This window comes from Actinomadura geliboluensis (assembly GCF_043197915.1).
Lineage (GTDB): Bacteria > Actinomycetota > Actinomycetes > Streptosporangiales > Streptosporangiaceae > Spirillospora > Spirillospora geliboluensis.
Genome location: NZ_JBICUA010000006.1, coordinates 113,478 through 138,761, shown reverse-complemented (window position 1 = coordinate 138,761; position 25,284 = coordinate 113,478). Strand labels below are relative to the sequence as shown.

Genomic DNA, 25,284 nt, shown 5'->3' with positions numbered 1-25,284 from the left:
GTCAGTCCGTACCATCGGTGCCGTCCACGTCGCCGTCGCTCTCTTCGGCGCCGCGCACGCCCCGTTGGAATGCCGCCATGAGACCGGGATTGTGCGCGACCTCCGTATCGTCCTGCAGATGCTGCGGCGCGGGAGGATTCACCAGTTCGGGAGCCATATTCGTCTGGACCCGGCGGCGCGGCAGCGACGGCCGCTCAGCATTGTCCACCATGCCGGATTCCGCCACCGCACCGGGATTTGCGGCCGGACCGGAATTCGCGGCCGGACCGGAATTCGCGGCGGCGGCGGAATTGGCGTGGCGGCCGGGGTCGTCCGCCGCGACGAAGCGGTCGGCCGGGGCGTAGCCCTCCGACGGGCCGGAGTACGCGGACGCGGGGACGGTCTCCCGCGAGGCGGCCGGGGCGGCCGCGGCGGCGGGCACCGGGACGGGCTCGGCGTGCGCCGGCTGGGCCTGCGGTACGGCCTCGGCCTCCGCGGGTTCCGCGCCGACCAGTTCGCCCGGCACGACGACGGTGGCCTGGACCCCGCCGTAGAGGTTGTCGCGGAGTTCGACGCGGACGCCGTGCCGGCGGGCGAGCGCGGAGACGACCAGCAGGCCGATGCGCCCCTCCTGCAGCAGCTCCTCGGCGCCGCCCCGGTCGGGGTCGGCGAGCAGGTCGTTCAGCCGCCGCTGGCTCTCCCGGGGGATGCCGAGGCCGCGGTCCTCGACCTCGATGGCCAGCCCGGCGGTGACGGCGTCGACCCGGACCAGCACCTGCGTGTGCGGCGGCGCGAACCGGGTGGCGTTCTCGATGAGCTCGGCGAGCAGGTGGACGACGTCCGCGACCGCGCTGCCGTCCAGGGTGCCCTCGACGGGCGGGACGACCTTGACCCGGTTGTAGTGCTCCACCTCGGCGATGGCCGAGCGCAGCACCTCGTAGACGGTCACCGGCCGGCTCCACTGGCGGCGGGACGCGGCGCCGCCGATCACCGCGAGGCTCTCGGCCTGGCGGCGCATGCGGGTGCTGAGGTGGTCGACCCGGAACAGGCCCTTGAGCAGGTCCGGGTCCTCGACCTGGTTCTCCAGCTCGTCGAGCCCCTTGATGGCGCGGTGGGCCAGCGACTGCATGCGGCGGGCCAGGTTGACGAACACGTCGACCCGCCGGTCGGTGCCGCTGCTGGTGCCCGTGCCGGCGGCGGCGCCGGCGCCGCCGGTGCCGTTCTGCGCGCGGCTCGCGGCGACGTCCAGCACGGCGTTCCACGCCTCGCCCTGCGCCTGCCGCAGCTCGTAGGCGAGCCGGACGAACGCGTCGCCCGACTCGATGGCCGGGACGTCCTCGCTGCGCGGTGCCGTCTCCCCGGCCTTGACCCGCTCGGTGAGCTCCTTGAGGCCCTGCCGGCCGCGCGCGATCGAGAACCACAGCTCGCCGAGCCGCCGCTGCACGTCCTCCGGAGTCGGGCCCTGGACCCGGTCGGGCCGCCGGGCGGGCTGCCGCTCGAACCTGCGGGTCGCCACGTCCGCCCCGAACACGGCGGCGCCCAGCGTCAGGACGGCCGCCACGGCGGCCGCGGCCAGCACGAGCTGCGCCCGCGGCGTCACGTCGTCGCCGTTGTAGAGCACCGCCGCGGCGGCGACCCCGAGGATCCCGATAACGGCCGCGGGAAGGACGGAAATGCACAGGTGAAAGGACCGTGCGCTGCTCTGGCGACGCGTTCCGCGGGTCGGCGGCCTGCCGTGCCGCCGGAAATCCTGGCGCTCGGTGTCGGCAGGTTCGGAGAAAACGGGCATCGGACGTCCTCAGCGCGGTCGACGGCACGGCACGGGGTCACATTACTGAGTGAGACGTACTCTTACCGGTACAGTCCGTATCTAGGCTGACACACCGCCCGTTCGGGGAAGCGTGGATTGCCGAGATTACCGGGACGTCCGTCCGCTTTCCGGCAATCTGCGGCACTGTGCCCATTTTTGCCCGATTGGCAACAAATGTACGGCCTGTATTGCGTGCGCGCTCCGGTGTGCCGCCCGGCGCGCCGCCGACCCGTCAGCGGCCTGCGGCGGAGCGCCTTCGGGCCACGTCCCTCACGTAGTGCGGGAGCGCCTCCAGCGACACCAGCGGCGGCAGCAGCTCCGGCGCGGTGGTGAGGGCGCGGAACGCCATGGCCGCGGTCACCCCGTGGCGGGGACGACGCACCCGCTCGACCGGGTCGCCCGCGCGGATCTCGCCGGGCTCGACCACCCGCAGGTAGGCGCCGGGCATCGCCGCCCGCGTGAACCGCTTGATCCAGCCCGCCTCGTCCAGCCACGCCTGGAAGGTGCCGCAGGGGATGCGCGGGCAGCTCACTTCCAGCAGCACGTCCGGCCCCACGTGCCACCGCTCGCCGATCAGGGCGCCGTTGACGTCGATCCCGGCGGTGGTCAGGTTCTCGCCGAAGACGCCGTCGGGCAGCGGCCTGCCCAGCTCGTCCTGCCAGAAGTCGAGGTCCTCGCGCGCGTACGCGTAGACGGCCTGGTCCGGCCCGCCATGACCGCGCACGTCATGGACGCGGTCGCCCGCCAGCCCGACCTCGCCCGTCCCCTCGGAGGCCGGTGCGGCGACCGCCACCGGCCCCTCGACCGGGCGCTTGTCGATGCCGGTCAGCCGGAACGGCTTGGCCGGGTTGGTGCGCGGGTGCCCGATGTTGACCGAAAGCAGCTTCACCCGACGACGGTACGAACCGTCCCGCCGGACGCGCGAACCGGGCTCACTGCGGTCCTGCCTTGGGAGCCGCGCGGACGTGCGCGCGCTCGCCCTGCCGCCCGATCAGGCTCAAGAACTCGACGGGCCCGGCGCCGGTCGCACCGAACCAGTGCGGGATGCGGGTGTCGAACTCCGCGGCCTCCCCGGGTTCGAGGACGAGGTCGTGCTCGCCCAGCACCAGCCGCAGCGTGCCGTTGAGGACGTAGACCCAGTCGTAGCCCTCATGGGTGCGCAGGTCGGGCTCTGCGCCGTCCTGCCCGGCCGGGAGGATGAACTTGTACGCCTGGATGCCTCCGGGCCGGCGGGTGAGCGGCAGGACGGTCGCTCCGTCGCCGCCCGCGACCGGACGCAGGTGGACGCGCGGGTCGCCGGTGGGCGGCGCGTCGACGAGCTCGTCCAGCGTGACCCGGAAGGCGCGGGCGAGCGGCAGGAGCTGTTCGAGCGTGGGCCGCCGCAGCCCGGACTCCAGCCGGGACAGCGTGCTGGCGGAGACGCCCGTCTCCTCGGCGAGGCCGGACAGGGTGGTCCCGCGGCGGCGCCGGAGCTGCTTCAGCCTCGGCCCGAACGCGTCGAGGGTGCGCTCAACTGCCTCGTCCATCCCCTCATTTTGCCAATCGGCAACAGGCTTCGCCGGTTCGCCCCGGCGGTCGGCACCATCGTTGTAGCTGGTGAGAGCAACTGGAGGGGACGGCGAATGACGCACGAGTTCGACAAGGGCTACTGGGAGCGGCACTGGCGGGAGGGCACCGCCGCCGGGGCCATGGGCGGGAACCCGCCGAACCCCTATCTCGCCCGTGAGATCGGGGAGCTGGCACCGGGGACGGCGCTGGACGCGGGGTGCGGCGCCGGTGCCGAGGCGATCTGGCTGGCGGGGCGCGGCTGGCGGGTGACGGCGGCCGACATCTCGTCCGAGGCGCTGGCCCGCGCCGCCGAGCGCGCGGCGGCCGCGGGCGTGTCGGAGGGCCTGCGGTGGGTGGAGGCCGACCTGGCCGCGTGGACGCCGGACGAGCGGTTCGACCTCGTCACCACCCACTACGCCCACCCGGCGATGCCGCAGCTGGAGTTCTACGACCGCGTCGCCGGATGGGTGGCGCCCGGCGGCACCCTGCTGATCGTCGGCCACCTCCATGGGCACGGCCACGGGCATGGGCACGGCGAGGAGCACGGCCCGCCCGCCGAGGCGTCGGTCACCGCCGCCGCCATCACGGCGCGCCTGGACGAGACGGCCTGGGAGATCGTCACCGCCGAGGAGGAGCACCGGACGATCACCGGGCACGGCGGCGCGGAGAAGCCCCTCCACGACGTCGTCGTCCGCGCCGTCCGCCGCACCGCGATGTGACGGCTTTCACATCAACTTCCGGTCGCAATTCCTGATCATGTTTATCCGCCGGAGCCGGTGGAAAAAGGCGCGAACCAACCCGGGGCCCGGCCCATCATACGAGTGCATAAGGGGGCACGGTGCCGGGGCCGAAAGTCGAGTAAGCCGCCGTGTCGCAATGGAGCAGAAGATGCGACTTGGAAAGGCGACCGTTCTCGGTCTCGTCGTCGGCGCGGTGTCCGTCGGCCTGGCCGCGCCCGCGATGGCGGAGGGCGGCGACGTGCTCGTGCAGCCGAGCCAGGCCCGCCCCGGCGGGCAGGTCACCGTCGTCGGGAAGAAGTGCCAGGTCGACGGGGAGGCCGGCTCGCTGGCGTTCGTGGGCGGGGCCGTCCCGCTGAACGGTGCCGAGGAGGTCGACGGCCGGGCCGGGCTGGCGACGATCAAGACCGACACCGTCCCCGGCGAGTACACCGTGCAGGTGCGCTGCGGCGGGCACAGGTCGGTCGGCTACCTCACGGTGGTGAAGGCCGGGGCGAAGCCCACGCCGATGGGCAGCACGCACCCGACCCCGACCGGCGGGGCCAAGACGGGCTTCGGCGGCGGCGCCGGCGGGACGAGCGCCGCGCCGCTGGCCGCCGGCGGCGTCCTGCTGCTGGGCGCGTTCGGAGTCGGCGCCGCGGCCGTCCGCCGGCGCAGCGGCGCGGACGCCTGACGAGACTCGCCGATGCCATTCCCGGGCCCGCGGAGAACCGTGCGAGAAATTGCGCACGGCCGCGGGTCACGGGAAATGGCAGATCATTTTCGAGTGGGTGATCGGTGATGCGCGGAAAGGCCGGCCTCTGGACGCCGGCGGCGGTGCTGCTGGCGGCCGGCCTGGCGGTGATCGCGCTGGGGCTGCGCGGCCCCGGCGGCCCGCCGCGGCCGCCCGCGTGGGCGGCGGCCACCCGGCCCGCCGGTTCCGCCGGTCCGGTGCTGCCGCGCTCGGTGCCCGTGCAGGTGGCCGTCCCGGCGATCGGGGTCCGCGCCCCGCTGGTCCGGCTGGGCCTCGACGCGGACGGCTCCGTCCAGGTGCCGCGCGCCGACCGTCCGGGCGAGGCCGGCTGGTACGACCTGGGGCCGGCCCCCGGCGAGCGCGGCGCCGCCGTGCTCCTCGGCCACGTCGACTCGGCGGCGGGGGCGGCCGTCTTCTACGACCTCGGCCGGCTGCGGCCCGGGCACCGCGTCGAGGTGACGCGCGCGGACGGCCGCGTGGCCGTGTTCACCGTCGAGTCCGTGGAGCGGGTCGCCAAGGACCGGTTCCCCACCCAGCGCGTCTACGGCCCCCTCGACCGCCCCGGGCTCCGGCTCGTCACCTGCGGCGGGCCGTTCGACCGGGCGGCCCGCGGCTACCGCGACAACGTCATCGTCTACGCCACCGAGACGTCCGTCCGGTAGGGCGAGCGCTTCCCGCCGCCGCGCGTCCGGTGCGAGGATCGGACCAGCCGATCGTGAGAGGACCGCGCATGGCAGCCTCCCCGGAGTTCGACACCTCCGTCGCGCACCCGGCCCGCGTGTACGACTACTGGCTCGGCGGATCCGGCAACTTCCCGGCCGACCGGGAACTCGGCGACGCGATGGTCCGGGCGATCCCGGCACTGCCCGCGATGGCGCGCGCGAACCGGTCCTTCATGGAGCGGGCGACGCGACACCTGGTGGAGTCGGGCGTCACCCAGTTCCTCGACATCGGCAGCGGCATCCCCACGTCGCCGAACCTGCACGAGATCGCGCGGGCGGTCGACCCGTCCGTCCGCGTCGTGTACGTCGACAACGACCCGCTGGTCACCGAGCAGGCGCGGGCCATGATCGCGGACGTGCCGGGCGTCGCCTACCTGCACGGCGACCTCACCGAGCCGCAGGCCGTCCTGGACGATCCGCTGCTCGCCGAGACGCTCGACCCGGCCCGTCCGGTCGCGCTGATGGTCGTCGCGCTGCTGATGTACTTCCCGCCCGACCGGCACCCGGAGCGGTGGGTCGCGACGCTGCTCGGCGGGCTGCCGTCCGGCAGCACGGTCGCGATCTCGCACCCGACCGCCGACTTCGACCCGGAGGCCGTCGCCGCCGCCAACGCCGCGGCGAACGCGGCGGGGATCCCGCTGGTGTCCCGGACGCGGGACGAGTTCGCCGCGCTGTTCGGCCCGGCGACACTCCTACCACCGGGCGCGGTGCCGCTCGCGACATGGCGTCCCGACACGCCCCCGGCCGACCCGCACGAGGTGTACTACTACGCCGGCCTGGCCCGCAAGGACTGACCCGGTCAGCCGAAGTGGCCGGCGAAGCCGTCGTGGAGGCGGTCGAGGCCGAACTCGAAGAGCTCCTCGTAGGAGAAGTCGAAGACGTTGTCGGAGAGCTGCGCCATCACGGGGAAGTCGCCGCTGAGCAGAGCCGCCTCCAAGGACGGGCCCTGCGCGGCCCAGAACTCCTCGTTGCTGAGGCCCGTCCGGCGTTCGGCCCGGCGCTCCAGGATGTAGCGGCGCGCGACGCTCTCCACGTAGTCGCTCTGGACGCTGACTATCATCATCAGCGTGCGGTCGTCGACGCCCGTCGGGCGCAGCCTGCCGAGGAGCCTGTCCAGCCCGCGCATGGAGTTGGGCCCTAGGAGCGGACGGCTCTGGTCCACGAACGGGTACCACGGATGGTCCAGGCACAACCGCCAATGGCCGTGCGCCTCGTCCGCCAGGATCTCCCGCCAGCTCCGCCCGTCACCGTCCGCCTCCGTGCCCTCGGGGACGGCGGTGACGTGGTCGAGCATCAGGTCCAGCAGCTCGCTCTTGCCGGGGACGTACCGGTAGAGCGTCATCGTCCCGACGCCCAGGCGGGTCGCGATGGAGCGCATCGACAGCGCGTCGAGCCCCTCGGTCTCGGCGAGCTCGTCGGCGACCTCGACGGCCGCCGCGATGACCCGGTCCAGGGTGAGGCCCGGCGGCCGCCCCCGAGGCGGCCGGACCCGGTCGCCCCACAGCAGCTTCAGACTCCGCCCGAGATCCCGGCCGTCGCCGCGCTCCGATGCCATGACCCGTCCGTCCCGCTCTTCCCACCCAAGGCGCCTCCGACAGCGCACACACGAAGACGCTACAGGGCGTGTTGGCCCAGGGGGGCGACCCCCTGGAGCCTGTGTTGGCCCAGGGGGGCGACCCCCTGGAACCCCCGTTACGGCCGAGAGGCCGTTTCCCGATCCGCTGGCGCGTCTCGTGAAACAGCCTCTCGGCCGGCGGGGCGTGCGGCCTCCGGGCGCTAGGGCGCCCTCCGGCCGCCCGCCCCCGTGGGTGCGGCTGAGGTCAGCGCAGTTTGGGCTAGGGCGCCCTCCGGCCGCCCGCCCCGTGGGCGCGGCTGAGGTCGCCGCACTTTGGGTATGGTGTACGTTAATTCGCGTATGGGATACGCGAAGTGGAGGTGCTGATGGCGGAGGACGCGATCCTTGCGGTGGGGGTCCGCAAGGACTATGGGACGAAACGGGCGCTTGACGGCTTCGATCTCACGGTGCCGAAGGGCATGGTGTACGGGCTGCTCGGGCCGAACGGCGCGGGCAAGACGACCGCCGTGCGCATCCTGTCGACGCTCGCCCGGCCGACCGGCGGGCGGGCCGAGGTCGCCGGGTTCGACGTCGCGGCCCGGCCCCGGGCGGTGCGGCGGCGGATCGGGCTGGCGGGGCAGCACGCCGCGCTGGACGAGGTGCTGACCGGGCGGCAGAACCTGCGCATGTTCGGCCGCCTGTTCCACCTCGGGAAGCGGCGCGCGGCGGAGCGCGCGGAGGAACTGCTGGAGCGCTTCGACCTGCTGGACGCCGCCGACCGCGGCGTGAAGGGGTACAGCGGCGGGATGCGGCGGCGCCTCGACCTCGCCGCCAGCATGATCCTCGCGCCGGACGTGCTGTTCCTCGACGAGCCGACCACCGGGCTCGACCCGCGCGGCCGCAACGAGGTGTGGGACTCCGTCCGCTCGCTCGTCGCGCAGGGCACGACCGTCCTGCTGACGACCCAGTACCTGGAGGAGGCCGACCGGCTGGCCGGGCGCATCGCCGTCCTCGACCGGGGCCGGGTCATCGCCGACGGCACGCCGGAGTCGCTGAAGCGGCTGATCGGCGGCGACCGGATCGAGGTGGTCGTGCGCGACCCCGTGGAGCTGGCGGCCGCGGCGGCGGTGGTCGCCCGCGCGGCGTCCGCCGAGCCGCGGGTGGACGCGGAGGCGGCGCGGGTGCACGCGCCGGTCGCCGACCGGGTGGCGGCGCTGACCGAGGTCGCCCGCACCCTGCAGGACGACGGGATCGCCGTCGAGGACATCGGGCTGCGCAGGCCCACGCTGGACGAGGTGTTCCTGCGCCTCACCGGCCACCGTGCCGAGAAGGAAGAGGTAGGGGCATGAGCGCAGTGGAACGCGGGGCCGCCGTGGACGAGGGGGTCGGCGAGCGGCTCTACTGGGCCGTCGCCGACTGCTGGACGATCGTCCTGCGCGGCCTCACGCACTACGTCCGGCAGCCGAGCAACATCGCCTGGCAGCTCGGGTTCCCGATCGTGTCGGTGCTGCTGTTCGGCTACGTGTTCGGCAGCGCGATGTCCGTCCCCGGCGGCGGCGACTACCGCGAGTTCCTGATGCCGGGCATGTTCGGGATGACGATGGCGATGGGGTTCATGAACACCGCGTACGCCGTCGTCTTCGAGAGCACGCGCGGGGTCACCGACCGCTTCCGCTCGATGCCGATGGCGTCGTCCGCGACCGTGACCGGGCGCGGCGTCGGCGACCTGATCGGCGCGACCCTCGACCTCGTCGTGCTGGGGCTGACCGCGCTGGCGATCGGCTGGCGCTCCGGCGGCGGCGTGCTCGGGACGCTCGCGGCGTTCGGCCTGTTCCTGCTGCTGCGCTTCGCGCTGATCTGGATCGGCGTGCTGCTCGGCCTGCTCGTGCCCAACGAGGAGGCGGCGGGGAGCCTGTTCGCGGTCGCGTTCCCGTTCGCGATGATCTCCAGCGCGTTCGTGGCGCCGGCGCTGATGCCGGACTGGCTGGGTGCGATCGCGCGGTGGAACCCGGTCTCGGCGACCGTCACCGCGTCCCGCGAGCTGTTCGGCAACCCGGCCGCCGTCGGCGGTACGTGGGTCGAGCAGAACGCCCTGCTGATGGCGCTCGTGTGGCCCGCCGTCATCACCGCGATCTTCCTGCCGCTGGCCGTCCTGCGGTACCGGCGGCTGGGGCGCTGATCCGTCCTCCGACACGTCTTGACGCATGTCAGGGGCGGTGCAAGCGTGGGAAGTGATGGTGAAAAGGGGGACCCATCATGACTGAGATCAAGAGCATCGAGAAGCCGGACGACCGGCGCGACTTCCCCAGGGGCCACCTTGAGGTCGTCAACTTGACCGGTCTCGTCTTCGGCAAGGCGACGTTCGAGCCCGGCTGGCGCTGGACGGAGTCGGTGAAGGACATCGCCGGCACCGACCTGTGCCAGGTGCACCACAACGGCTATGTCGTGCAGGGCCGGATGCGCATCCAGATGAGCGACGGCGCCGAGGGCGAGGTCGGGCCCGGTGACGTGTTCGTCGTCGAGCCCGGCCACGACGCGTGGGTCGTCGGCGACGAGGCCTGCGTCATGTTCGACTTCGCCGGCGGCATCGGCGAGTACGCCAAGGCCGGCTGACCGGCGCGCCGCGGCGATGGCCGGTGGGTCCGCCCACCGGCCGCACCCTTCCCCCTCGGCCCCCGCGCATGGCGAGAATTGACGACGTGGGAGCGGGTGCGGCCGGGTAGGTTCGAGAGATGAACGAGCGGCCGACTCTTGAGGACATCCGGCGCGCGCCGAAGGTGCTGCTGCACGACCACCTGGACGGCGGCGTCCGGCCCGCGACCATCGTCGAGCTGGCCCGCGACACCGGGTACGCCGACCTGCCCGCCACCGATCCCGACGCCCTGCGGACGTGGTTCGAGGAGGCGTCCAACTCGGGGTCGCTGGAGCGCTACCTGGAGACCTTCTCCCACACCGTCGGCGTGATGCAGACCGCCGAGGCGCTCACCCGGGTCGCCTACGAGTGCGCGGAGGACCTCGCGAACGACGGCATCGTCTACGCGGAGGTCCGGTACGCGCCGGAGCAGCACCTCAGCCGGGGCCTGACGCTGGAGCAGGTCGTCGAGGCCGTCCTGGACGGCTTCGCGCGGGCCCGCAAGGACTTCGGCATCCGGGTCGGGACGCTGGTCACGGCGATGCGGCACCAGGCGCGCAGCATGGAGATCGCCGAGCTGGCCGTCCGCTACCGGGACCTCGGCGTCGTCGGGTTCGACATCGCGGGCGCCGAGGCCGGCTACCCGCCCACCCGGCACCTGGACGCGTTCGAGTACCTCCAGCGGGAGAACGCGCACTTCACCATCCACGCCGGCGAGGGCTTCGGGCTGCCGTCGATCTGGCAGGCGATCCAGTGGTGCGGCGCCGACCGGCTCGGCCACGGCGTGCGGATCATCGACGACATCGAGGTGGACGGCGGCGACGCCCGGCTCGGCCGGCTCGCCGGCTACGTCCGGGACAAGCGGATCCCGCTGGAGATGTGCCCGACGTCCAACATCCAGACGGGCGCGGCGAAGTCGATCGCCGAGCACCCGATCGGGCTGCTGCGCCGGCTCAGCTTCCGCGTCACGGTGAACACCGACAACCGGCTGATGAGCGGGACGTCGCTGTCGCAGGAGTTCGCCAAGCTCACCGAGGCGTTCGGCTACGGCTGGGACGACCTGCAGTGGTTCACGGTGAACGCGATGAAGTCGGCGTTCGTGCCGTTCAACGAGCGGCTCGAACTGATCAACGGGGTGATCAAGCCCGGCTTCGCGCAGCTCAAGTGGAGCGGCGCCCGGCCACTGGCATGATCGAGCCATGACCATTCGCTCCACCGGCGGGCAGGTCGCCGCTTACGCGTGGCTCGTGTTCGCCCTGCTCAACTTCGTGGACCTGTTCGTCGGCATCACCGGTCACCCCGACTACTCGCTGACGACGTTCACGATCGCGTTCCTGCTCCTGCTCGGCTGCGGGGTCGCCTACACGGTCGGGCTGCGCCCGGCGATCGTCGGGGACGACGAGGGGATCACCGTCCGCAACCCGCTGCGGGACGTCCGCGCTCCGTGGGCGGCGGTCCGGAGCATCGAGGGCAAGAACGCGGTGACCGTGCGCTTCATCGGCCCGGACGGGGCGGACGTGGAGACCCGCGCCTGGGTGCACCAGACGTCCCCCCGCGCGCAGGCGAAGGCGGAGGCCCGCGCCGAGAAGCAGGCGCGCAAGAACCAGGGCGCGGACATCGACCTGCGCGGCCGGACGCCGACGAGGTTCGCGGCGCAGCAGCTCAACGAGCTGCGCGACCGGCACCGCCCGCGGGCCAAGTCGGGCGCCCCCGACCGGGCCGCCGCGGCGAAGCAGGCCGAGACCGCCCGGGGCACGGTCGCCTGGTCGGCCCCGGCGGTGGCGGCCCTGGCCGTCCCCCTCGCCGCGCTGATCGTCGCCCTGGTCGTCTCGCTGGTCCGCTGACCGCCCCTAGGCGAGGGCGGTGGAGAGGGCCGTGCGGAGCGCGTCCAGTTCGGCGGCGGCGCGCGCGCGGGTCGCGGCGACGTCGCCCTCTACCGGGAGGACGACCTCCAGGTAGCACTTGAGCTTCGGTTCCGTGCCCGAGGGGCGGACGACCACGCGGGCGCCGCCGGACAGCCGGAAACGGAGGCCGTCGGTGGGCGGCAGGCCGTCCGCCGGGCGGGCGAGGTCGTCGAACGACACGACCCGGCGCCCGGCGAGCTCCGCCGGGGGAGCGGCGCGCAGCCGGGTCATGGCGGCGGTGATCAGCGACAGGTCGTCCACCCGGATCGAGAGCTGCGACGTGGCGTGCAGGCCGTGCTCGCGGGCCTGGTCGTCGAGCAGGTCGAGCAGCGTGCGGCCGTCCCGCTTCGCGGCGGCGGCGAGGGCCGCGACGGCGAGGGCCGCGCCGATGCCGTCCTTGTCGTTGACGAGGACGCCGCGGTCGTCGCCGACGCTGTAGCCGAGCGCCTCCTCGTAGCCGAACACGAGCCGGTCGGGCCGCCCGTGGGGGGACGACCCCCCGGTCGGGTGGGGCGCGCCCGCCTTCATGATCCATTTGAAGCCGGTGAGCGTCTCGGCGAACCGCACCCCGTGCGCGGCGGCGATCGAGCGGAGCAGCGACGACGACACGATCGTGGTGGCGACCAGCCGGTCGTCGCCGGCGGTGTGCCGCAGGACGTGCTCGGCGAGCAGCCCGCCGACCTCGTCCCCGGTCAGCGTCCGCCACCCGGACGGGGACGGGACGGCGACGGCGCAGCGGTCCGCGTCCGGATCGTTGGCGATCACCAGGTCGGCGCGCCGCTCCTCCGCCAGCGCCAGCGCGAGGTCCAGGGCGCCGGGCTCCTCCGGGTTCGGGAACGCGACGGTCGGGAAGTCGGGGTCCGGCTCCGCCTGCTCGGGGACGACGGCCGGGGCCGGGAAACCGGCGCGCTCGAACGCCGCGAGCAGCACGTCCCGGCCGACGCCGTGCATCGGCGTGTAGACGATCGAGATGTCGCGGTCGTCGCCGAGGCGCAGCGACGACACCGCGTCCAGGTACAGGCCGGCGTCGGCGTGGACGGGCCAGCCGGACCCGAGCGGCAACTCGTCCACTCGTCCGACCGCGTCGATCGCGGCGGAGATCTGGCTGTCCTGCGGCGGGACGATCTGCGCCCCGTCCGACCAGTACACCTTGTAGCCGTTGTCGCGCGGCGGGTTGTGGCTGGCCGTCACCATGACGCCCGCGACGATGTCGTCGAACGAGCGGGTGAAATGCGCCAGCACGGGGGTCGGGACGGGCTCGGCGAACACCTCCGGGCGCAGCCCGGCGCCGCTGAGCACGGCCGCCGTGTCGTCGGCGAACCGGCGCGAGCCGTGCCGCGCGTCGAAGCCGACGACGACCCGGCCGCCGGGCGGCAGGCACGCGGCGAGCCCGGCGGCGGCGCGCATGACCGTCACCCGGTTCATCCGGTTCGGGCCGGCGCCCAGCTCGCCGCGCAGGCCCGCCGTCCCGAACTCCAGCCGGGACCCGAACCGCGCCGCGAGCGCCGCGTCGTCGGCCCGGTCCAGGATCGCGCGAAGCTCGGCGCGGGTGTCCGGGTCCGGGTCCTGCGCGAGCCATTCCTCGGCGCGCGCGCGGAGGTCGCTCACAGCTTCGCCAGGACCGTCGCGAGGAGCGTGCCCATGCGCCCGGCGGACGCGCGTCCCGCCGCGAGGACCTCCTCGTGGTCGAGGGGCTCGTCCGACAGCCCGGCCGCGATGTTGGTGACCAGCGAGATCCCGAGGACGTCTGCGCCGCCGTGCCGCGCCGCGATCGTCTCCAGCACCGTCGACATGCCGATCAGGTCGGCGCCCAGCGTGCGCAGCATCCGGATCTCGGCGGGCGTCTCGTAGGTCGGGCCGCGGAACGCCGCGTACACGCCCTCCGCCAGCGTCGGGTCGACCTCCTTGGCGAGGGCGCGCAGCCGCCCCGAGTACGCCTCGGTGAGGTCGAGGAACGTCGCGCCGGTGAGCGGGTTCGCGCCCGACATGTTCAGATGGTCGGAGATAAGCACGGGGTCGCCGACGCTCTGGTGCTCGGGCCGCAGCCCGCCGGCCGCGTTCGTCAGCACCACCGTCTTCACCCCGGCGGCCAGCGCCGTCCTGACGGGGTGCACCACGGCGTCGACGCCGCGGCCCTCGTACAGGTGCGTCCGGCCGAGGAACACCAGCGCCCGGTGCCCCGCCACCTCGACGACGCGGATCGTCCCCGCGTGCCCCTCCACCGCCGGGGGCGCGAACCCGGGCAGCTCGGTGGCCGTCAGCTCGGTGGCGGGCTCGCCCAGCTTGTCGGCCGCCGGGACCCAGCCCGAGCCCATCACGAGGGCGACGTCGAACGAGTCGAGGGACGTGCGGTCGCGCAGCGCGTCCGCGGAGGCCCGTGCCAGTGCAAAAGCGTCGTTGCTCACATCGCCGACACTACCGCCGGGTTCCCGGTGGGACGATCAGTCCCCCAGCGACCTGCACGGACGTGTCCGCAGGTCCTTGACGTAGTCGTCGGGCGCGCCGGCCTTCTCCGCCGCGTCGGCGAGGATGCCGAGGTAGCGCGCGGACGGCAGGCCGCCCTCGTAGTCGTCCAGGACGTACATCCAGCACAGGACGTCGCCGTCCAGGGTCTGCACCCTGACGCGGATCTTGCGGTAGACGTCGAGCGCGGCCCCTTCCCAGGCGTCGAGTTCCTTCTCGTCCCAGGCGGGCACGTCGTACATGACGACGAAGACCTGCTCGGACTCCTCCTCGACGACCGTCGCGAGGGCGCCGTCCCAGCCCTTGTCCTGCCCGCCGAAGGTGAGCCGCCACCCGGCCAGCCAGCCGGTGCCGCGCATGGGCGAATGCGGAGCCCGGCTCGCCATCTGCTCGGGATCCATGTTGGAGGCGTACGCCGCGTACAGTGCCACGTTGGCCAAGGCTACGCCACGCTTGGAGCGGGGGTGTGGGGGTTGCCCCCCACAGTGACGGGCCACGCTTGGAGCGGGGGTGTGGGGGTTGCCCCCCACAGTGACGGGCCACGCTTGGAGCGGGGGTGTGGGGGTTGCCCTGTCGTGGGGCGCGGCGGAGGGACAGGTCACGCCGGGGTGGGTGCGAAGCCGGACTTTTCACTGTCGGGAGTAGGAAACAATGGAAGATGTGACCCGGATCGTGATCATCGGAGGAGGCCCGGGCGGTTACGAGGCCGCGCTCGTCGCGGCTCAGCTCGGCGCGGACGTGACCGTCATCGAACGGGACGGTCCCGGCGGCGCCTGCGTGCTCACCGACTGCGTGCCCTCCAAGACGCTCATCGCCACCTCGACCCGTATGGCGGTCATGTCGGAGTCGACGGGCCTCGGGCTGCGCTTCAACGGCGGCCCGGACGGCATCGTCGGCGCCCTGGAGGCCGACATGGCCGAGGTCAACAAGCGCGTGAAGGACCTCGCGCGGGCCCAGTCGTTCGATGTCGCCGAACGGCTCGCCTACGAGGAGGTGAAGATCGTCCGCGGTGAGGCGCGGCTGGTGGAGCCGCATGTCGTCGCGGTCGGCGACCGGCGCATCCGGGCCGACATCGTGCTCATCGCGACGGGCGCGACGCCGCGCGTGCTGCCCGGCGCGGAGCCGGACGGCGAGCGCATCCTGAACTGGCGCCAGCTCTACGACCTGCCGGAGCTCCCCGAGGACCTGATCGTCGTCGGGTCCGGTGTGACGGGCGCGGAGCTCGCGGGCGCGTACCTGTCGCTCGGGTCGAAGGTCACGCTGGTGTCCTCGCGCGACCGGATCCTCCCGACGGAGGACGCCGACGCCGCGTCCGTCCTGCAGGACGTGTTCCTGCGGCGCGGGATGAACGTCATGTCGCGGTCGCGGGCCGCGGGGGTGGAGCGCTCGGGCGAGGGCGTGATCGTCACCCTGGAGGACGGGACGAAGATCGAGGGCTCGCACTGCCTGATGACGGTCGGGATGGTCCCGAACACCACGGGGATCGGCCTGGAGGAGGTCGGCGTGCGCTGCGACGCGCGCGGCTTCGTCGAGGTCGACAAGGTGTCGCGGACGTCCGTCCCGCACATCTACGCGTCCGGTGACTGCACGGGCGTGCTCATGCTCGCGTCCGTCGCGGGCATGCAGGGCCGCATCGCGATGTGGCACGCGCTGGGGGAGGCGGTGCAGCCGCTCAAGCTCGGCTGGGTCGCGTCCAACATCTTCACCGACCCCGAGGTCGCGTCGGTCGGCGTGACGCAGCACATGGTCGATTCCGGTGACGTCAACGCCCGGACGGTCATGCTGCCGCTGTTCACCAACGCGCGCGCCAAGATGCAGGGCTTCGAGGACGGTTTCGTCAAGGTGTTCTGCCGCCCGTCCACGGGGATCGTGCTCGGCGGCGTCATCGTGGCGCCGCGCGCCAGCGAGCTGATCCTGGCCGTGTCGGTGGCCGTCCAGCAGCACCTGACCGTCGACCAGGTCGCCCAGACGTTCGCGGTGTACCCGTCGCTGTCGGGCAGCATCACCGAGGCGTCCCGGCGGCTGATGGCCGAGCACGCCTACTAGAGGACGTGCCCGGCCCCAGCCCGCGGGAGCCGCGCTAGAAGTAGCGCAGCGCCACGTACACCCACGCCATCAGCGTGCTCAGCACGGTGACGACGATGCCGTAGCGGGTGAACTGCCAGAAACTGATCGGGTTCCCGGTCCGGGCGGCGATGCCGATCGCGACGACGTTGGCGCTCGCCGCGACGGCGGTGCCGTTGCCGCCGAAGTCGGCGCCCAGCGCGAACGACCACCACAGCGCCTCGGCGGTCGTCGGGTCGGGGGCGCCCGCCGCCATCCCCTCCACGATCGGCGCCATCGTCGCCGCGTAGGGGATGTTGTCGAAGAACGCGCCGAGTACGGCGGACCCGAACAGCAGGCTGGTCGCGGCGGCGAAGTAGTTGTCGCCGACCGCGTCCGCGGCCCAGACGCCGATCTTCTCGATGACGCCGGTGTGCCCGAGGCCCGCCACCATCACGAACAGGCCGACGAAGAACACCAGGACGGGCCATTCGACCTCGTCCAGGACCTCCCCGACGTCGACCCGCGACACCAGCAGCATCACCCCGGCGCCGACGAGCGCGACGATCGACGGCTCCATGTGCACCACCGAGTGCAGCATGAACCCGACGATGACGAGCCCGAGCACCGCCAGGCACCGGACGAGCAGCGCCGGGTCGGTGATCGCCTTCCGCTCGTCCAGCGACATCACCTCGGCGACGTACCGCTCGTCGTAGGTGAACGACTTGCGGAACAGCACCCGCGCCAGCAGCACGAACGCGATGAAGATGACCACCACGATCGGCGCCATGTGGACGAGGAAGTCGTTGAACGTCAGCCCCGCCCGGCTGGCGATGATGATGTTCGGCGGGTCCCCGATGAGGGTCGAGGCGCCGCCGATGTTGGACGCCAGCACCTCGGCGATGAGGTACGGGTGCGCCGGGATCCGCAACCGGTTGCAGACCACCACCGTCACCGGCGCCACCAGCATGATCGTGGTGACGTTGTCCAGGAACGGGGAGGCGACCGCGGTGATCGCCATGAGCATCACCAGCAGCCGGTACGGCCGGCCCTTGGACCGTTTGGCCGCCCAGATCGCCAGGTAGTCGAACAGCCCGGTGCCCTTGATGACCCCGACGATGATCATCATGCCGAGCAGCAGGAAGATGACGTTCCAGTCGATCCCGTCGTGCTCGGAGAAGAAGACCCCGGCGCCGGGAGTGAGCCCCAGCACCGTCATGGCCCCGGCCGCGATGAGGACGACCTTGACCTTGTCGACCTTCTCCGTGGCGATGAAGAAGAACGCGACGACGAAGATGGCGAGCGCCGCCACCGCCGTCATCGCGGGTCCTCCGTCCGGAGGCCGCCGCGCGGCGGTGGGTCGGGGCGTTGCCGGAGGGTCAGTCGTCGGGCTGGCTGAGCGCCAGCGCCGACAGCAGCCGATCGAGGATCACCGCGCCGGTGAGCAGGCCGGCGTCGTCCACGACCGCCACGATGGGACTGCGCTGCCGGGCCATGAGCGCGGCGAGTTCCAGCAGCGTCGCGGAGGATTTCACGATGAACGGGCGGGGAGTGTGCGTGCCGAGGCAGTCGCCCACTTTCCTGTCGCGGATCTCGTGCCAGAAGACGTCCGCATGCGTCTCGTCCACGACCCGCGTCAGCGCCGGGTCCTCCTGGTAGGCGACGGGGACCGCCAGCCGCAGCACCTGCGTGCCGGGCAGGACGACCCGGGGGCGCTGCGCCTCGTCCACGACGATCAGTCCCGGCAGCCGGCCGAGCGCCATGACCTGTATCGCGTGCGCGATCGAGTCGTCCCGCGTCACGGTCGGCACCTTTATGGCGATGTCCCGCGCTTGCATTGCTTCCTTTCGGCTTCCGGAAAGCCTGGCTCTTCGGGTTGATAGATTCCTCCTTCTGACGCCGGGGGCGCTCCCTTCGCAGGACGGCCTCCGCGGCGCCTTGGGCGGGTGAAGGTGCCCGCCGGTCGTTCGGTGTGCCATGCGTCCGCCCCTTTCCGCGTACGGTGTCCAGTCTTTGTGCCGGGAGCTCCGCGCTTTATCGGGTCTGACCCCCATATCGGCGCCATGGAGCATGTATCTGCAGGTGGAGGAGAAGCTGCTCGCGGGGCCGCGCCTAGGATGGATCCGAGACCGGAGGTGATCGGGTGCACACTCGCGAGTCCGCCACCCGGATACTGCTGGCCGACGATCACGCGTTGGTGCGCCGCGGGCTGCGGCTGATCCTGGACGCCGAGCCCGACCTGACCGTGGTCGCGGAGGCGGCGGACGGGGCGGAGGCGATCGACGCGCTCGCCGCGGGCGGCGTCGACCTGGCGATCCTCGACATCGCGATGCCGCGGATGACGGGGCTGCAGGCCGCGCGCGAGATCTCCCGGCGCTTCCCCACCGTGCGGACGCTGATCCTGTCGATGTACGACAACGAGCAGTACCTGTTCGAGGCCCTGAAGGCGGGCGCGTCCGGGTACGTGCTGAAGTCCGTCGCCGACCGCGACCTGCTGCACGCGTGCCGCGCCGCGATGCGCGGCGAGCCGTTCCTGTACCCGGCGGCGGTGACGGCGCTGATACGCGAGTACCTCGGCCGGGAGCGGGACGGCGGCGGCCCCGACAGCATCCTCACCCCGCGCGAGGAGGAGATCATCAAGCTGATCGCGGAGGGGTACTCGTCCAAGCAGATCGCGGAGACCCTCACGATCAGCGTGAAGACGGTCGACCGGCACCGCGCCAACATCCTCGGCAAGCTCGGCATGCGCGACCGGCTGGAGCTGACGAAGTACGCGATCAGGGTCGGGCTCGTCGAGCCCTGACCCGGCGGCTCAGCCGGTCACCGCGGGCCGGGTGCCCTCCGGCGGCACCTCCAGCCGCACCTCGGTGCCGCCGCCGTTCGCCGGCCCGATCGTGAGCCGCGCCCCGATGAGCATCGCCCGCTCCCGCATGCCGTGGATGCCGGAGCCGACCTCGGTGGGCGGGCCCACGCCGTCGTCGACGACGCGGAGGACGACGCTCCCGTCCTCCTCCTGCGTGAGCGACAGTTCGGCGTTGCGCGCGCCCGAATGCCGCCACACGTTCGTGAGGCCCTCCTGCGCGATCCGGTAGATCACCAGTTCGGCGTCCGGGCCGAGTCCCTCCAGCCCCGTCTGGACGCGGCGCGTCACCCGCGGCCCGCCGGTCCCGGAGAAGTCCCCGGCGAGCGCGGTGAGCGCGCTGGTCAGGCCGAGGTCGTCGAGGACGCCGGGGCGCAGCCGCCGCGCCACGCGCCGCACCTCGTCCAGGCTGGACCGGACGACCTCCTGGACGCCCCGCAGCTCCTCCGCCACCTCCTCGGGCGCCCGGTCCACCACCGACTTCAGCTCCAGCAGCACCACGGTGAGGGACTGCCCGATCTCGTCGTGCAGCTCCTGCGCGATGCGGCGCCGCTCGGCCTCCTGCGCGTCCAGCACCACGGCGGTGCTGATGCTGCGGTCGGCCTCCAGCCGGTCCAGCATCGCGTTGAACTGGTCGACGAGGTGGAACAGGTCGCCGTTGCCGGTGGCGGAGAGCCGGTCGCGGGAGCGCAGCGAGTCCAGCCGCGCCATCAGGGCCGTGAGCCGCTCCAGCGGGGACAGGCTGGCGCGCAGCAGCAGCGCGTTCGCCGCCGTCATCACCACCAGCCCGACCACCAGGACGGGCAGCTCCCGCAGCAGGATCGGCGAGGATATGGTGACGGGCGCGACCGCCAGCAGAGCGGTGCCGATCGCGAAGATCAGCCCGTTGATGCCGAGGATGCGCCAGTACAGTGCCGAGGCGGGTGTCCTGCTCATGGGACCACGTCATCGCATGCGGCGCCCTTTTGTCCATGTGGGGCGGCACCCGTGCCGACCTGCATGTCCGTCCCCCTCTCTTATGGGCATCGGACCCGATGGCGGGCCCCCGCCCCATCGCCGACGGTGGAAGGTGAGAACAGGGGGGAGGAGGTCGGATGGTCCCGCTCGCCGCGCGAGAGAGCCCGCTGGCCCCGTCCACCGCGTTCCTGATCGTCCTCGGACTGGCGGTCGCCGTGGCCGCGCTCTCCGGGCTCCGGCGCGTCGGGTCGTGCGAACGGCTCGTCGTCCGGCGCTTCGGCAGGACGCGCGGGGTCCGCGGGCCCGGGCTGCGCTACCTGCTGCCGCTCGCCGACAGCGGCGTGCGCGTCCCGGTGGGGCCGCGGCCGCACGACCTGTGGTTCCGGGCGATGACCAGGGACGGTGTGCCCGTGCGGCTCAAGGCCCACGCCCTGATGGGAGCCGACGACCCCGTCAGGTACGCCGCGGCCGCGGACACCTCGGGCACGCCGTCCTCCGCCGCGCAGGCGGTGACCGAGGTCGCGCTGCGCGGTCTGATAGCGGACCGGGACCTGGCGGACCTGCCGTCCCTGCTGGCGGGCGGGGACGACCCGGAGCTGGTCCGGCGCGTCGACGAGGCGGTCCGGCCATGGGGAGTGGCCGCGACCCTCGTCTCCATCACCGACGCGACGGTCCCGGTCCGCTCCGCCACGGGCAGTGCCACTGCCGCGACCGGCGGCGCCGCGCGCTGATCGCCGCGGCCCGCCGGGGCGGCGGCGATCAGAAGCCGCCGAAGTCGCCACCGCCGCCGAAGTCGCCGCCGCCGAAGTCCCAGCCGCCGCCGATGTCGCCGCCGCCGTCGCCGAACCCGCCGTCCATGCCGCCGTAGCCCATGCCGCCGCCCATCATCGAGCCGAGCGCGGTACCGATCATCAGCCCGCCGAGCAGGTCGAACCCGCCGTAGCCGTAGTAGTAGCCGCCGGCGTAGGGCGCGTACGCGGGGCCGGCGTTCCAGTACGGCTCCCGCGCGCCCCGGTACGGGACCATCCGGATGTCGGGGTCGCCCCCGCGCAGGACGGCCTCCGCGTCGGCCTCGCACGCCGGGACCGAGCGGATGCTGCCGCCGGGCGGCGCCCACATGACGTCCCGCACGGACGGGCCGTGCTGCGGGTTGAAGAAGCAGGGCGCGCGCCGCTCGGGCACCGGGTCGCCGGCCAGCCGGGCGCGGGTGGCGGTCATGTAGTAGCGGCCGTCCTCCAGCGCCGTCGTCACCGATGACATGTCCTGCGGTCTGGCCGCGCGCTCCGTCGCCGCCTTCGCCTGGTCGTAGGAGTTCATGGCGTGCTCGTAGTCGGCGCGGATCGCCGGGTCGAGGCCCTTGTCCATGACGTTGAGGTCGAGGCGGGCGATGTCCTCGCCGAGCAGGGTGACGTCCTCCTGGACGCCCTGCTTGAGGTCCTGCATCTCACTGGCCTCGCGGGCCAGGCGCCGCTTGCGGGCGCCGAGGAACACGACCGTCGCCACCCCCACCACGAGCACCACCAGGCCGAGGGCGACGTATCCGATGAGCGCGCTGGACCGGGCGTTCTGGTCGACCTTCGTCTCCGCGCGGCTCCCGAAGTCGACCAGCCGCTGCTTCAGCGGCATGCCGTTCGTGCGGGTGACGATCTGGTTGATCTCGCGGGCGTCCAGCTTCTGCGAGATCGCCGCCATGCGGCTGCCGTCGGCGGTGACGGCGACGAACGTCCCGCCCTTGCCGACCCGCTGCGCGACGGCCGGGAGCAGCTGCCTGACCTGGCTCGCGGTCGCGTTGTTGCTGATCACCATGGCGCGGACGTCGGCGTCGTGGTCCCCGGCGAGGGACTGCTTGATCTGGTTCTGGTCGGCCGCCGACAGCACGTTCCCGGCCTCGCTCGTCACGTAGAGGCGGGAGTTGATGAGGCCGTTCGCGATCTGCCCGACCGTGTCGGCCCGGAGCTGCGCGGGCTGGGCCGCCTGGGCCGCCTGGGGCTGCGCGGCCTGCGGGTGGACGGCCTGGGCGGTCTGGGCGGTCTGGACGGTCTGGACGGCGGCGGGCCGTGCCGGGGCGGCGGCGGACGCGGACGCGGACGCGGGGGCGGAGAAGGCGAACGCCGGCACTGCGACGGCGCCGATGATCGCCGAGACGGCGCCCCGGCGTGCCGCTCGGATGGCCCGGTTCTCGGTGCTCATACCTACTATCTGCCCACGTGGGCGGCCTGATGCCTCCTCCGTTGGACGGATTTGCACCGGCCCGGCATGGGGCCCGGCACCCATGCGGGCCGCCCGCTCCGCCCGGCGCCGGCCGGGCGGAGCGGGCCGCCGGTCAGCTGTCCTTGATCTCGCAGATCACGGCGCCGGCCGAGACCGTCTGCCCGACCTCGGCGGACAGGCCGGTGAGCGTCCCGGCCTTGTGCGCGGTGAGCGGCTGCTCCATCTTCATGGCCTCCAGGACCACGATGGTGTCCCCGGCCGCCACGGTCGCGCCGTCCTCGACGACGATCTTGACGATGGTGCCCTGCATCGGGCTGACCAGGGAGTCGCCGGACGCCTGCGCGCCGCCGCCCTTCGTGCCGCCGCGCCGCTTGGCGGGCTGCGCCTTCCCGGCCGCGGGGGCCGCGGACGCGCCGAGCCCGGCGGGCAGCACGACCTCGATGCGCCTGCCGCCGACCTCGACGGTGACGCGCTCCCGCTCGCCCGCCTCGTCCTCGTCGCCCGCCGGAGCGTGCTCGAAGGGCGGGATCTGGTTGTCGAACTCGGTCTCGATCCACCGGGTGTGGACGGAGAACGGCGTCTCGTCGTCCTCGGGGACGAACGCCGGGTCGTCCAGCACGGCCTGGTGGAACGGCAGCACCGTCGGCATGCCGTCGATGACGAACTCGGCCAGCGCCCGGCGGGACCGCTCGACGGCCTGCCGCCGCGTCGCGCCCGTCACGATCAGCTTGGCGATCAGCGAGTCGAACGCCTGCGGGACGGTCTGCCCCGCGCCGTACCCCGCGTCCAGCCGGACGCCGGGGCCGGTCGGCGGCTCCCACGCGGTCAGCGTGCCGACCGCCGGCAGGAAGCCGCGGCCCGCGTCCTCGGCGTTCAGCCGGAACTCGATCGAGTGGCCGCGCAGCTCGGGGTCGCCGTAGCCGAGCTCCTCGCCGTCGGCGATCCGGAACATCTCGCGGACGAGGTCGACGCCGGCGACCTCCTCGGTGACCGGGTGCTCGACCTGGAGCCGGGTGTTGACCTCCAGGAACGAGATCGTGCCGTCCTGGCCGACGAGGAACTCGCACGTCCCCGCGCCGACGTACCCGGCCTCCTTCAGGATGGCCTTGGACGAGCTGTACAGCAGTTCGAGCTGCTCGTCCGACAGGTAGGGGGCCGGGGCCTCCTCGACGAGCTTCTGGTGGCGGCGCTGCAGCGAGCAGTCGCGGGTGGATACCACGACCACGTTGCCGTGCTTGTCGGCCAGGCACTGGGTCTCGACGTGCCGGGGCTTGTCCAGGTACCGCTCGACGAAGCACTCGCCGCGCCCGAACGCGCCGACCGCCTCGCGGACGGCGGAGTCGTACAGCTCGGCGACCTCCTCCAGCTTCCGGGCGACCTTCAGCCCCCGCCCGCCGCCGCCGAACGCGGCCTTGATCGCGATGGGCAGCCCGTGCTCCTCGGCGAACGCGACGACCTCGTCCGCCCCCGACACCGGGTCCTTGGTGCCGGCGACCAGCGGCGCGCCGACCTTCTGCGCGATGTGCCGGGCCTGCACCTTGTCGCCCAGCGCGGTGATCGCGGCGGGCGGCGGGCCGATCCAGGTCAGCCCGGCGTTCTCCACCGCGGCGGCGAAATCGGCGTTCTCCGCCAGGAACCCGTAGCCCGGGTGGACGGCGTCGGCGCCCGCCTCGGCGGCGATCTTCAGCAGCTTCTCGATGTTCAGATAGCTCTCGGCGGCCGTCTGCCCGCCCAGGGCGAACGCCTCGTCGGCGACCCGAACGTGCAGCGCCTCCAGATCGGGTTCGGCGTACACCGCCACACTGGCCAGCCCCGCATCACGGCAGGCACGGGCTATACGGACCGCGATCTCACCGCGGTTGGCGATCAGGACCTTGCGCACGTGGGTCTCCTCCCTCAACCTCGCAGGCAGTCTAGATAACGGCCGAACCAGCTTTTCGTAAGGCCCTCCTTATAGGGCTCCATGTCCCGGATAGTGGGAGGTTTCGCGAGATAACGGTCTGGTGACCGGGGGAGCGCCACCGCGCCCGCCGCCGTCTCATCCGCGACCCGCACACCGACGGGGCGGGCGCGAGAGGAGTGGTCGTGGCCAAGAAGGAGTCGTCCGGCAACAACCGGGCCGGAGCGGGCAGCCGGCTCTCGGGGCTCAGCAGGCCCCGGCGGCGCACCGCCGTCATCGCCGCCGTGCTGCTGGTCGTCGTCGGCTGGCCGGTGCTCAGCGCCCTGTTCGGCGGCTACGAGCGGACCAGCGGGGGCGAGATCGCCGTCATCCGCAACGGCGGGTTCTTCGACAACAACAAGATCCGCCAGGTGATCAATCCGGGCTCGGGCCGGGTCTGGATCGGCCTGTACTCCCAGGTCCACAAGTACCCGGCCCAGCAGCGCTTCTACACGATCACCTCGGACTCCAAGAAGGGCGACGAGACCGGCGTGGACGTCGTCACCGTGCCGAGCTCCGACGGCGTCAACATGGGCATCGAGGGGACGCTGTACTTCACCCTCAACCAGGACCACGCGGCGATCAAGGAGTTCGACGACAAGTACGGCACCCGCAAGTTCCGCAGCGCCGGCGGCGAGATGTACAACGTCTTCGACGGCGACAAGGGCTGGTCGGCGTTCCTCGACCAGATCGTCCGGCCGGTGATCGACAACGACCTGCGCAGCCAGATCAACAGCTTCCGGTGCGCCGAGCTCGTCTCCTCCTGCGCGCTCGTGCAGAACTCCTCCGCGCCGCGCGGCGTCCAGCCCGTCGGGGCGAAGGCGCAGAGCAACAACGCCAACATCGCCAAGGTGCAGAACGCGATCAACACCAGCCTGGCCGCCGACCTGGAGCAGACGCTCGGCGGCAAGTTCGTGACCAACATCCACTTCAACCTCGTCCGGATCACCCTGCCGGAGAAGGTGCAGGACGCCGTCGACCGCGCCCAGGCCGCGTTCGCGCAGGTCAGCGAGGCGCAGGCGAAGGTCGCCACGGCCAAGGCGGAGGCCGCCGCCAACAAGGCCCGGCAGGACGGCTACAACAAGTGCCCGACCTGCGCGAGGATCGAGGAACTGAAGGCGCTCCCGCAGGGCATCACCGTGTACGCGCCCGGCAACCCGAACGGGTCGCTCCTGCGGGGCCGGTGACGGG

General features: G+C 72.8%; 25 protein-coding genes. 13 read left to right on the top strand and 12 right to left on the bottom strand.

Going from position 1 to position 25,284, the window contains the following annotated elements:
* Window position 1: 1 nt before the first annotated feature.
* The 3 genes from ACGFI1_RS20650 to ACGFI1_RS20640 all read right to left on the bottom strand — a co-directional run bounded on the left by ACGFI1_RS20650 (window position 2) and on the right by ACGFI1_RS20640 (window position 3,315).
* On the bottom strand, window positions 2-1,768 hold the full coding sequence (locus ACGFI1_RS20650; protein ID WP_392787125.1) for a sensor histidine kinase: 1,767 nt from the start codon (window positions 1,766-1,768) through the stop codon (window positions 2-4).
* Between the two features lie 253 nt (window positions 1,769-2,021).
* Window positions 2,022-2,678, bottom strand: a complete 657-nt coding sequence (locus ACGFI1_RS20645) for an MOSC domain-containing protein (RefSeq protein ID WP_387077300.1) — start codon at window positions 2,676-2,678, stop codon at window positions 2,022-2,024.
* Between the two features lie 43 nt (window positions 2,679-2,721).
* Entirely contained in the window at window positions 2,722-3,315 is a 594-nt protein-coding gene (locus tag ACGFI1_RS20640) for a helix-turn-helix domain-containing protein (protein WP_392787123.1), read from the bottom strand.
* A gap of 96 nt (window positions 3,316-3,411) precedes the next feature.
* On the opposite strand from ACGFI1_RS20640, the gene ACGFI1_RS20635 reads away from it, so the two are divergent.
* From ACGFI1_RS20635 to ACGFI1_RS20620, 4 genes are all read left to right on the top strand, one after another.
* Complete coding sequence (locus ACGFI1_RS20635; RefSeq protein ID WP_387077305.1) at window positions 3,412-4,056, top strand: class I SAM-dependent methyltransferase; 645 nt, start codon at window positions 3,412-3,414, stop codon at window positions 4,054-4,056.
* A 169-nt stretch (window positions 4,057-4,225) separates the two neighbouring features.
* Window positions 4,226-4,747 (top strand): hypothetical protein, encoded by a 522-nt coding sequence (locus ACGFI1_RS20630; RefSeq protein ID WP_386876127.1) that lies wholly within the window; start codon window positions 4,226-4,228, stop codon window positions 4,745-4,747.
* A gap of 107 nt (window positions 4,748-4,854) precedes the next feature.
* Window positions 4,855-5,469 carry a class F sortase gene (locus ACGFI1_RS20625; RefSeq protein WP_386876128.1) on the top strand — a complete coding sequence of 205 codons (615 nt, stop codon included), beginning with the start codon at window positions 4,855-4,857 and terminating at the stop codon, window positions 5,467-5,469.
* 68 nt (window positions 5,470-5,537) lie between these two features.
* Window positions 5,538-6,323, top strand: a complete 786-nt coding sequence (locus ACGFI1_RS20620; RefSeq protein WP_392787121.1) for an SAM-dependent methyltransferase — start codon at window positions 5,538-5,540, stop codon at window positions 6,321-6,323.
* Between the two features lie 5 nt (window positions 6,324-6,328).
* Here the strand turns inward: ACGFI1_RS20620 and ACGFI1_RS20615 are convergent, their stop codons facing one another.
* Window positions 6,329-7,084 carry a TetR/AcrR family transcriptional regulator gene (locus ACGFI1_RS20615; protein ID WP_392787120.1) on the bottom strand — a complete coding sequence of 252 codons (756 nt, stop codon included), beginning with the start codon at window positions 7,082-7,084 and terminating at the stop codon, window positions 6,329-6,331.
* A 386-nt stretch (window positions 7,085-7,470) separates the two neighbouring features.
* Here ACGFI1_RS20615 and ACGFI1_RS20610 point away from each other — a divergent pair, with 386 nt between their 5' ends.
* From ACGFI1_RS20610 to ACGFI1_RS20590, 5 genes are all read left to right on the top strand, one after another.
* The gene (locus ACGFI1_RS20610; protein WP_392787118.1) at window positions 7,471-8,433 is read left to right on the top strand and encodes an ATP-binding cassette domain-containing protein; all 963 of its coding nucleotides are present in this window, start codon (window positions 7,471-7,473) and stop codon (window positions 8,431-8,433) included.
* Window positions 8,430-9,263 carry an ABC transporter permease gene (locus ACGFI1_RS20605; RefSeq protein ID WP_386873579.1) on the top strand — a complete coding sequence of 278 codons (834 nt, stop codon included), beginning with the start codon at window positions 8,430-8,432 and terminating at the stop codon, window positions 9,261-9,263. Before ACGFI1_RS20610 ends, ACGFI1_RS20605 begins: the two co-directional genes overlap by 4 nt.
* 77 nt (window positions 9,264-9,340) lie before the next feature.
* A complete protein-coding gene (locus ACGFI1_RS20600) occupies window positions 9,341-9,697 on the top strand; it encodes a cupin domain-containing protein (RefSeq protein WP_138638967.1) in 357 nt (118 codons plus the stop codon).
* A 119-nt stretch (window positions 9,698-9,816) separates the two neighbouring features.
* The gene (locus ACGFI1_RS20595; RefSeq protein WP_387077316.1) at window positions 9,817-10,908 is read left to right on the top strand and encodes an adenosine deaminase; all 1,092 of its coding nucleotides are present in this window, start codon (window positions 9,817-9,819) and stop codon (window positions 10,906-10,908) included.
* Between the two features lie 7 nt (window positions 10,909-10,915).
* Complete coding sequence (locus ACGFI1_RS20590) at window positions 10,916-11,560, top strand: PH domain-containing protein (protein ID WP_392787116.1); 645 nt, start codon at window positions 10,916-10,918, stop codon at window positions 11,558-11,560.
* A 6-nt stretch (window positions 11,561-11,566) separates the two neighbouring features.
* On the opposite strand, the gene ACGFI1_RS20585 is transcribed toward ACGFI1_RS20590, so the two are convergent.
* From ACGFI1_RS20585 to ACGFI1_RS20575, 3 genes are read right to left on the bottom strand one after another with little or no spacing between them, the layout of a single operon-like run.
* Entirely contained in the window at window positions 11,567-13,228 is a 1,662-nt protein-coding gene (locus ACGFI1_RS20585; protein ID WP_392787114.1) for a phospho-sugar mutase, read from the bottom strand.
* Window positions 13,225-14,025 carry a purine-nucleoside phosphorylase gene (locus tag ACGFI1_RS20580; protein WP_392787112.1) on the bottom strand — a complete coding sequence of 267 codons (801 nt, stop codon included), beginning with the start codon at window positions 14,023-14,025 and terminating at the stop codon, window positions 13,225-13,227. Before ACGFI1_RS20580 ends, ACGFI1_RS20585 begins: the two co-directional genes overlap by 4 nt.
* 36 nt (window positions 14,026-14,061) lie before the next feature.
* Window positions 14,062-14,514 carry a gamma-glutamylcyclotransferase gene (locus ACGFI1_RS20575; protein WP_138638962.1) on the bottom strand — a complete coding sequence of 151 codons (453 nt, stop codon included), beginning with the start codon at window positions 14,512-14,514 and terminating at the stop codon, window positions 14,062-14,064.
* 229 nt (window positions 14,515-14,743) lie between these two features.
* On the opposite strand from ACGFI1_RS20575, the gene ACGFI1_RS20570 reads away from it, so the two are divergent.
* The gene (locus tag ACGFI1_RS20570; RefSeq protein WP_301175185.1) at window positions 14,744-16,129 is read left to right on the top strand and encodes an NAD(P)H-quinone dehydrogenase; all 1,386 of its coding nucleotides are present in this window, start codon (window positions 14,744-14,746) and stop codon (window positions 16,127-16,129) included.
* Between the two features lie 34 nt (window positions 16,130-16,163).
* Here the strand turns inward: ACGFI1_RS20570 and ACGFI1_RS20565 are convergent, their stop codons facing one another.
* Entirely contained in the window at window positions 16,164-17,447 is a 1,284-nt protein-coding gene (locus ACGFI1_RS20565; RefSeq protein ID WP_392732568.1) for an ArsB/NhaD family transporter, read from the bottom strand.
* A 58-nt stretch (window positions 17,448-17,505) separates the two neighbouring features.
* Entirely contained in the window at window positions 17,506-17,928 is a 423-nt protein-coding gene (locus ACGFI1_RS20560) for a CBS domain-containing protein (RefSeq protein WP_364550728.1), read from the bottom strand.
* A gap of 341 nt (window positions 17,929-18,269) precedes the next feature.
* Here ACGFI1_RS20560 and ACGFI1_RS20555 point away from each other — a divergent pair, with 341 nt between their 5' ends.
* On the top strand, window positions 18,270-18,929 hold the full coding sequence (locus ACGFI1_RS20555) for a response regulator transcription factor (RefSeq protein ID WP_364550726.1): 660 nt from the start codon (window positions 18,270-18,272) through the stop codon (window positions 18,927-18,929).
* Between the two features lie 9 nt (window positions 18,930-18,938).
* On the opposite strand, the gene ACGFI1_RS20550 is transcribed toward ACGFI1_RS20555, so the two are convergent.
* Entirely contained in the window at window positions 18,939-19,922 is a 984-nt protein-coding gene (locus ACGFI1_RS20550; RefSeq protein ID WP_364550724.1) for a HAMP domain-containing sensor histidine kinase, read from the bottom strand.
* 158 nt (window positions 19,923-20,080) lie between these two features.
* Here ACGFI1_RS20550 and ACGFI1_RS20545 point away from each other — a divergent pair, with 158 nt between their 5' ends.
* The gene (locus ACGFI1_RS20545; RefSeq protein ID WP_364550722.1) at window positions 20,081-20,674 is read left to right on the top strand and encodes an SPFH domain-containing protein; all 594 of its coding nucleotides are present in this window, start codon (window positions 20,081-20,083) and stop codon (window positions 20,672-20,674) included.
* Between the two features lie 28 nt (window positions 20,675-20,702).
* Here the strand turns inward: ACGFI1_RS20545 and ACGFI1_RS20540 are convergent, their stop codons facing one another.
* Window positions 20,703-22,133 carry a hypothetical protein gene (locus ACGFI1_RS20540; protein WP_392787105.1) on the bottom strand — a complete coding sequence of 477 codons (1,431 nt, stop codon included), beginning with the start codon at window positions 22,131-22,133 and terminating at the stop codon, window positions 20,703-20,705.
* A gap of 133 nt (window positions 22,134-22,266) precedes the next feature.
* Window positions 22,267-24,036 (bottom strand): acetyl/propionyl/methylcrotonyl-CoA carboxylase subunit alpha, encoded by a 1,770-nt coding sequence (locus tag ACGFI1_RS20535; RefSeq protein WP_392787103.1) that lies wholly within the window; start codon window positions 24,034-24,036, stop codon window positions 22,267-22,269.
* A 203-nt stretch (window positions 24,037-24,239) separates the two neighbouring features.
* On the opposite strand from ACGFI1_RS20535, the gene ACGFI1_RS20530 reads away from it, so the two are divergent.
* Window positions 24,240-25,280 (top strand): SPFH domain-containing protein, encoded by a 1,041-nt coding sequence (locus ACGFI1_RS20530; RefSeq protein ID WP_386873586.1) that lies wholly within the window; start codon window positions 24,240-24,242, stop codon window positions 25,278-25,280.
* The last annotated feature ends 4 nt before the right edge of the window (window positions 25,281-25,284 follow it).

Bases quoted from the DNA above. Each gene is read 5' to 3' on its own strand.
- ACGFI1_RS20650 (WP_392787125.1), bottom strand. From the start codon at position 1,768: ATGCCCGTTTTCTCCGAACCTGCCGACACCGAGCGCCAGGATTTCCGG.
- ACGFI1_RS20640 (WP_392787123.1), bottom strand. From the start codon at position 3,315: ATGGACGAGGCAGTTGAGCGCACCCTCGACGCGTTCGGGCCGAGGCTG.
- ACGFI1_RS20635 (WP_387077305.1), top strand. From the start codon at position 3,412: ATGACGCACGAGTTCGACAAGGGCTACTGGGAGCGGCACTGGCGGGAG.
- ACGFI1_RS20630 (WP_386876127.1), top strand. From the start codon at position 4,226: ATGCGACTTGGAAAGGCGACCGTTCTCGGTCTCGTCGTCGGCGCGGTG.
- ACGFI1_RS20625 (WP_386876128.1), top strand. From the start codon at position 4,855: ATGCGCGGAAAGGCCGGCCTCTGGACGCCGGCGGCGGTGCTGCTGGCG.
- ACGFI1_RS20620 (WP_392787121.1), top strand. From the start codon at position 5,538: ATGGCAGCCTCCCCGGAGTTCGACACCTCCGTCGCGCACCCGGCCCGC.
- ACGFI1_RS20615 (WP_392787120.1), bottom strand. From the start codon at position 7,084: ATGGCATCGGAGCGCGGCGACGGCCGGGATCTCGGGCGGAGTCTGAAG.
- ACGFI1_RS20610 (WP_392787118.1), top strand. From the start codon at position 7,471: ATGGCGGAGGACGCGATCCTTGCGGTGGGGGTCCGCAAGGACTATGGG.
- ACGFI1_RS20605 (WP_386873579.1), top strand. From the start codon at position 8,430: ATGAGCGCAGTGGAACGCGGGGCCGCCGTGGACGAGGGGGTCGGCGAG.
- ACGFI1_RS20600 (WP_138638967.1), top strand. From the start codon at position 9,341: ATGACTGAGATCAAGAGCATCGAGAAGCCGGACGACCGGCGCGACTTC.
- ACGFI1_RS20595 (WP_387077316.1), top strand. From the start codon at position 9,817: ATGAACGAGCGGCCGACTCTTGAGGACATCCGGCGCGCGCCGAAGGTG.
- ACGFI1_RS20590 (WP_392787116.1), top strand. From the start codon at position 10,916: ATGACCATTCGCTCCACCGGCGGGCAGGTCGCCGCTTACGCGTGGCTC.
- ACGFI1_RS20565 (WP_392732568.1), bottom strand. From the start codon at position 17,447: ATGACGGCGGTGGCGGCGCTCGCCATCTTCGTCGTCGCGTTCTTCTTC.
- ACGFI1_RS20550 (WP_364550724.1), bottom strand. From the start codon at position 19,922: ATGAGCAGGACACCCGCCTCGGCACTGTACTGGCGCATCCTCGGCATC.
- ACGFI1_RS20545 (WP_364550722.1), top strand. From the start codon at position 20,081: ATGGTCCCGCTCGCCGCGCGAGAGAGCCCGCTGGCCCCGTCCACCGCG.
- ACGFI1_RS20540 (WP_392787105.1), bottom strand. From the start codon at position 22,133: ATGAGCACCGAGAACCGGGCCATCCGAGCGGCACGCCGGGGCGCCGTC.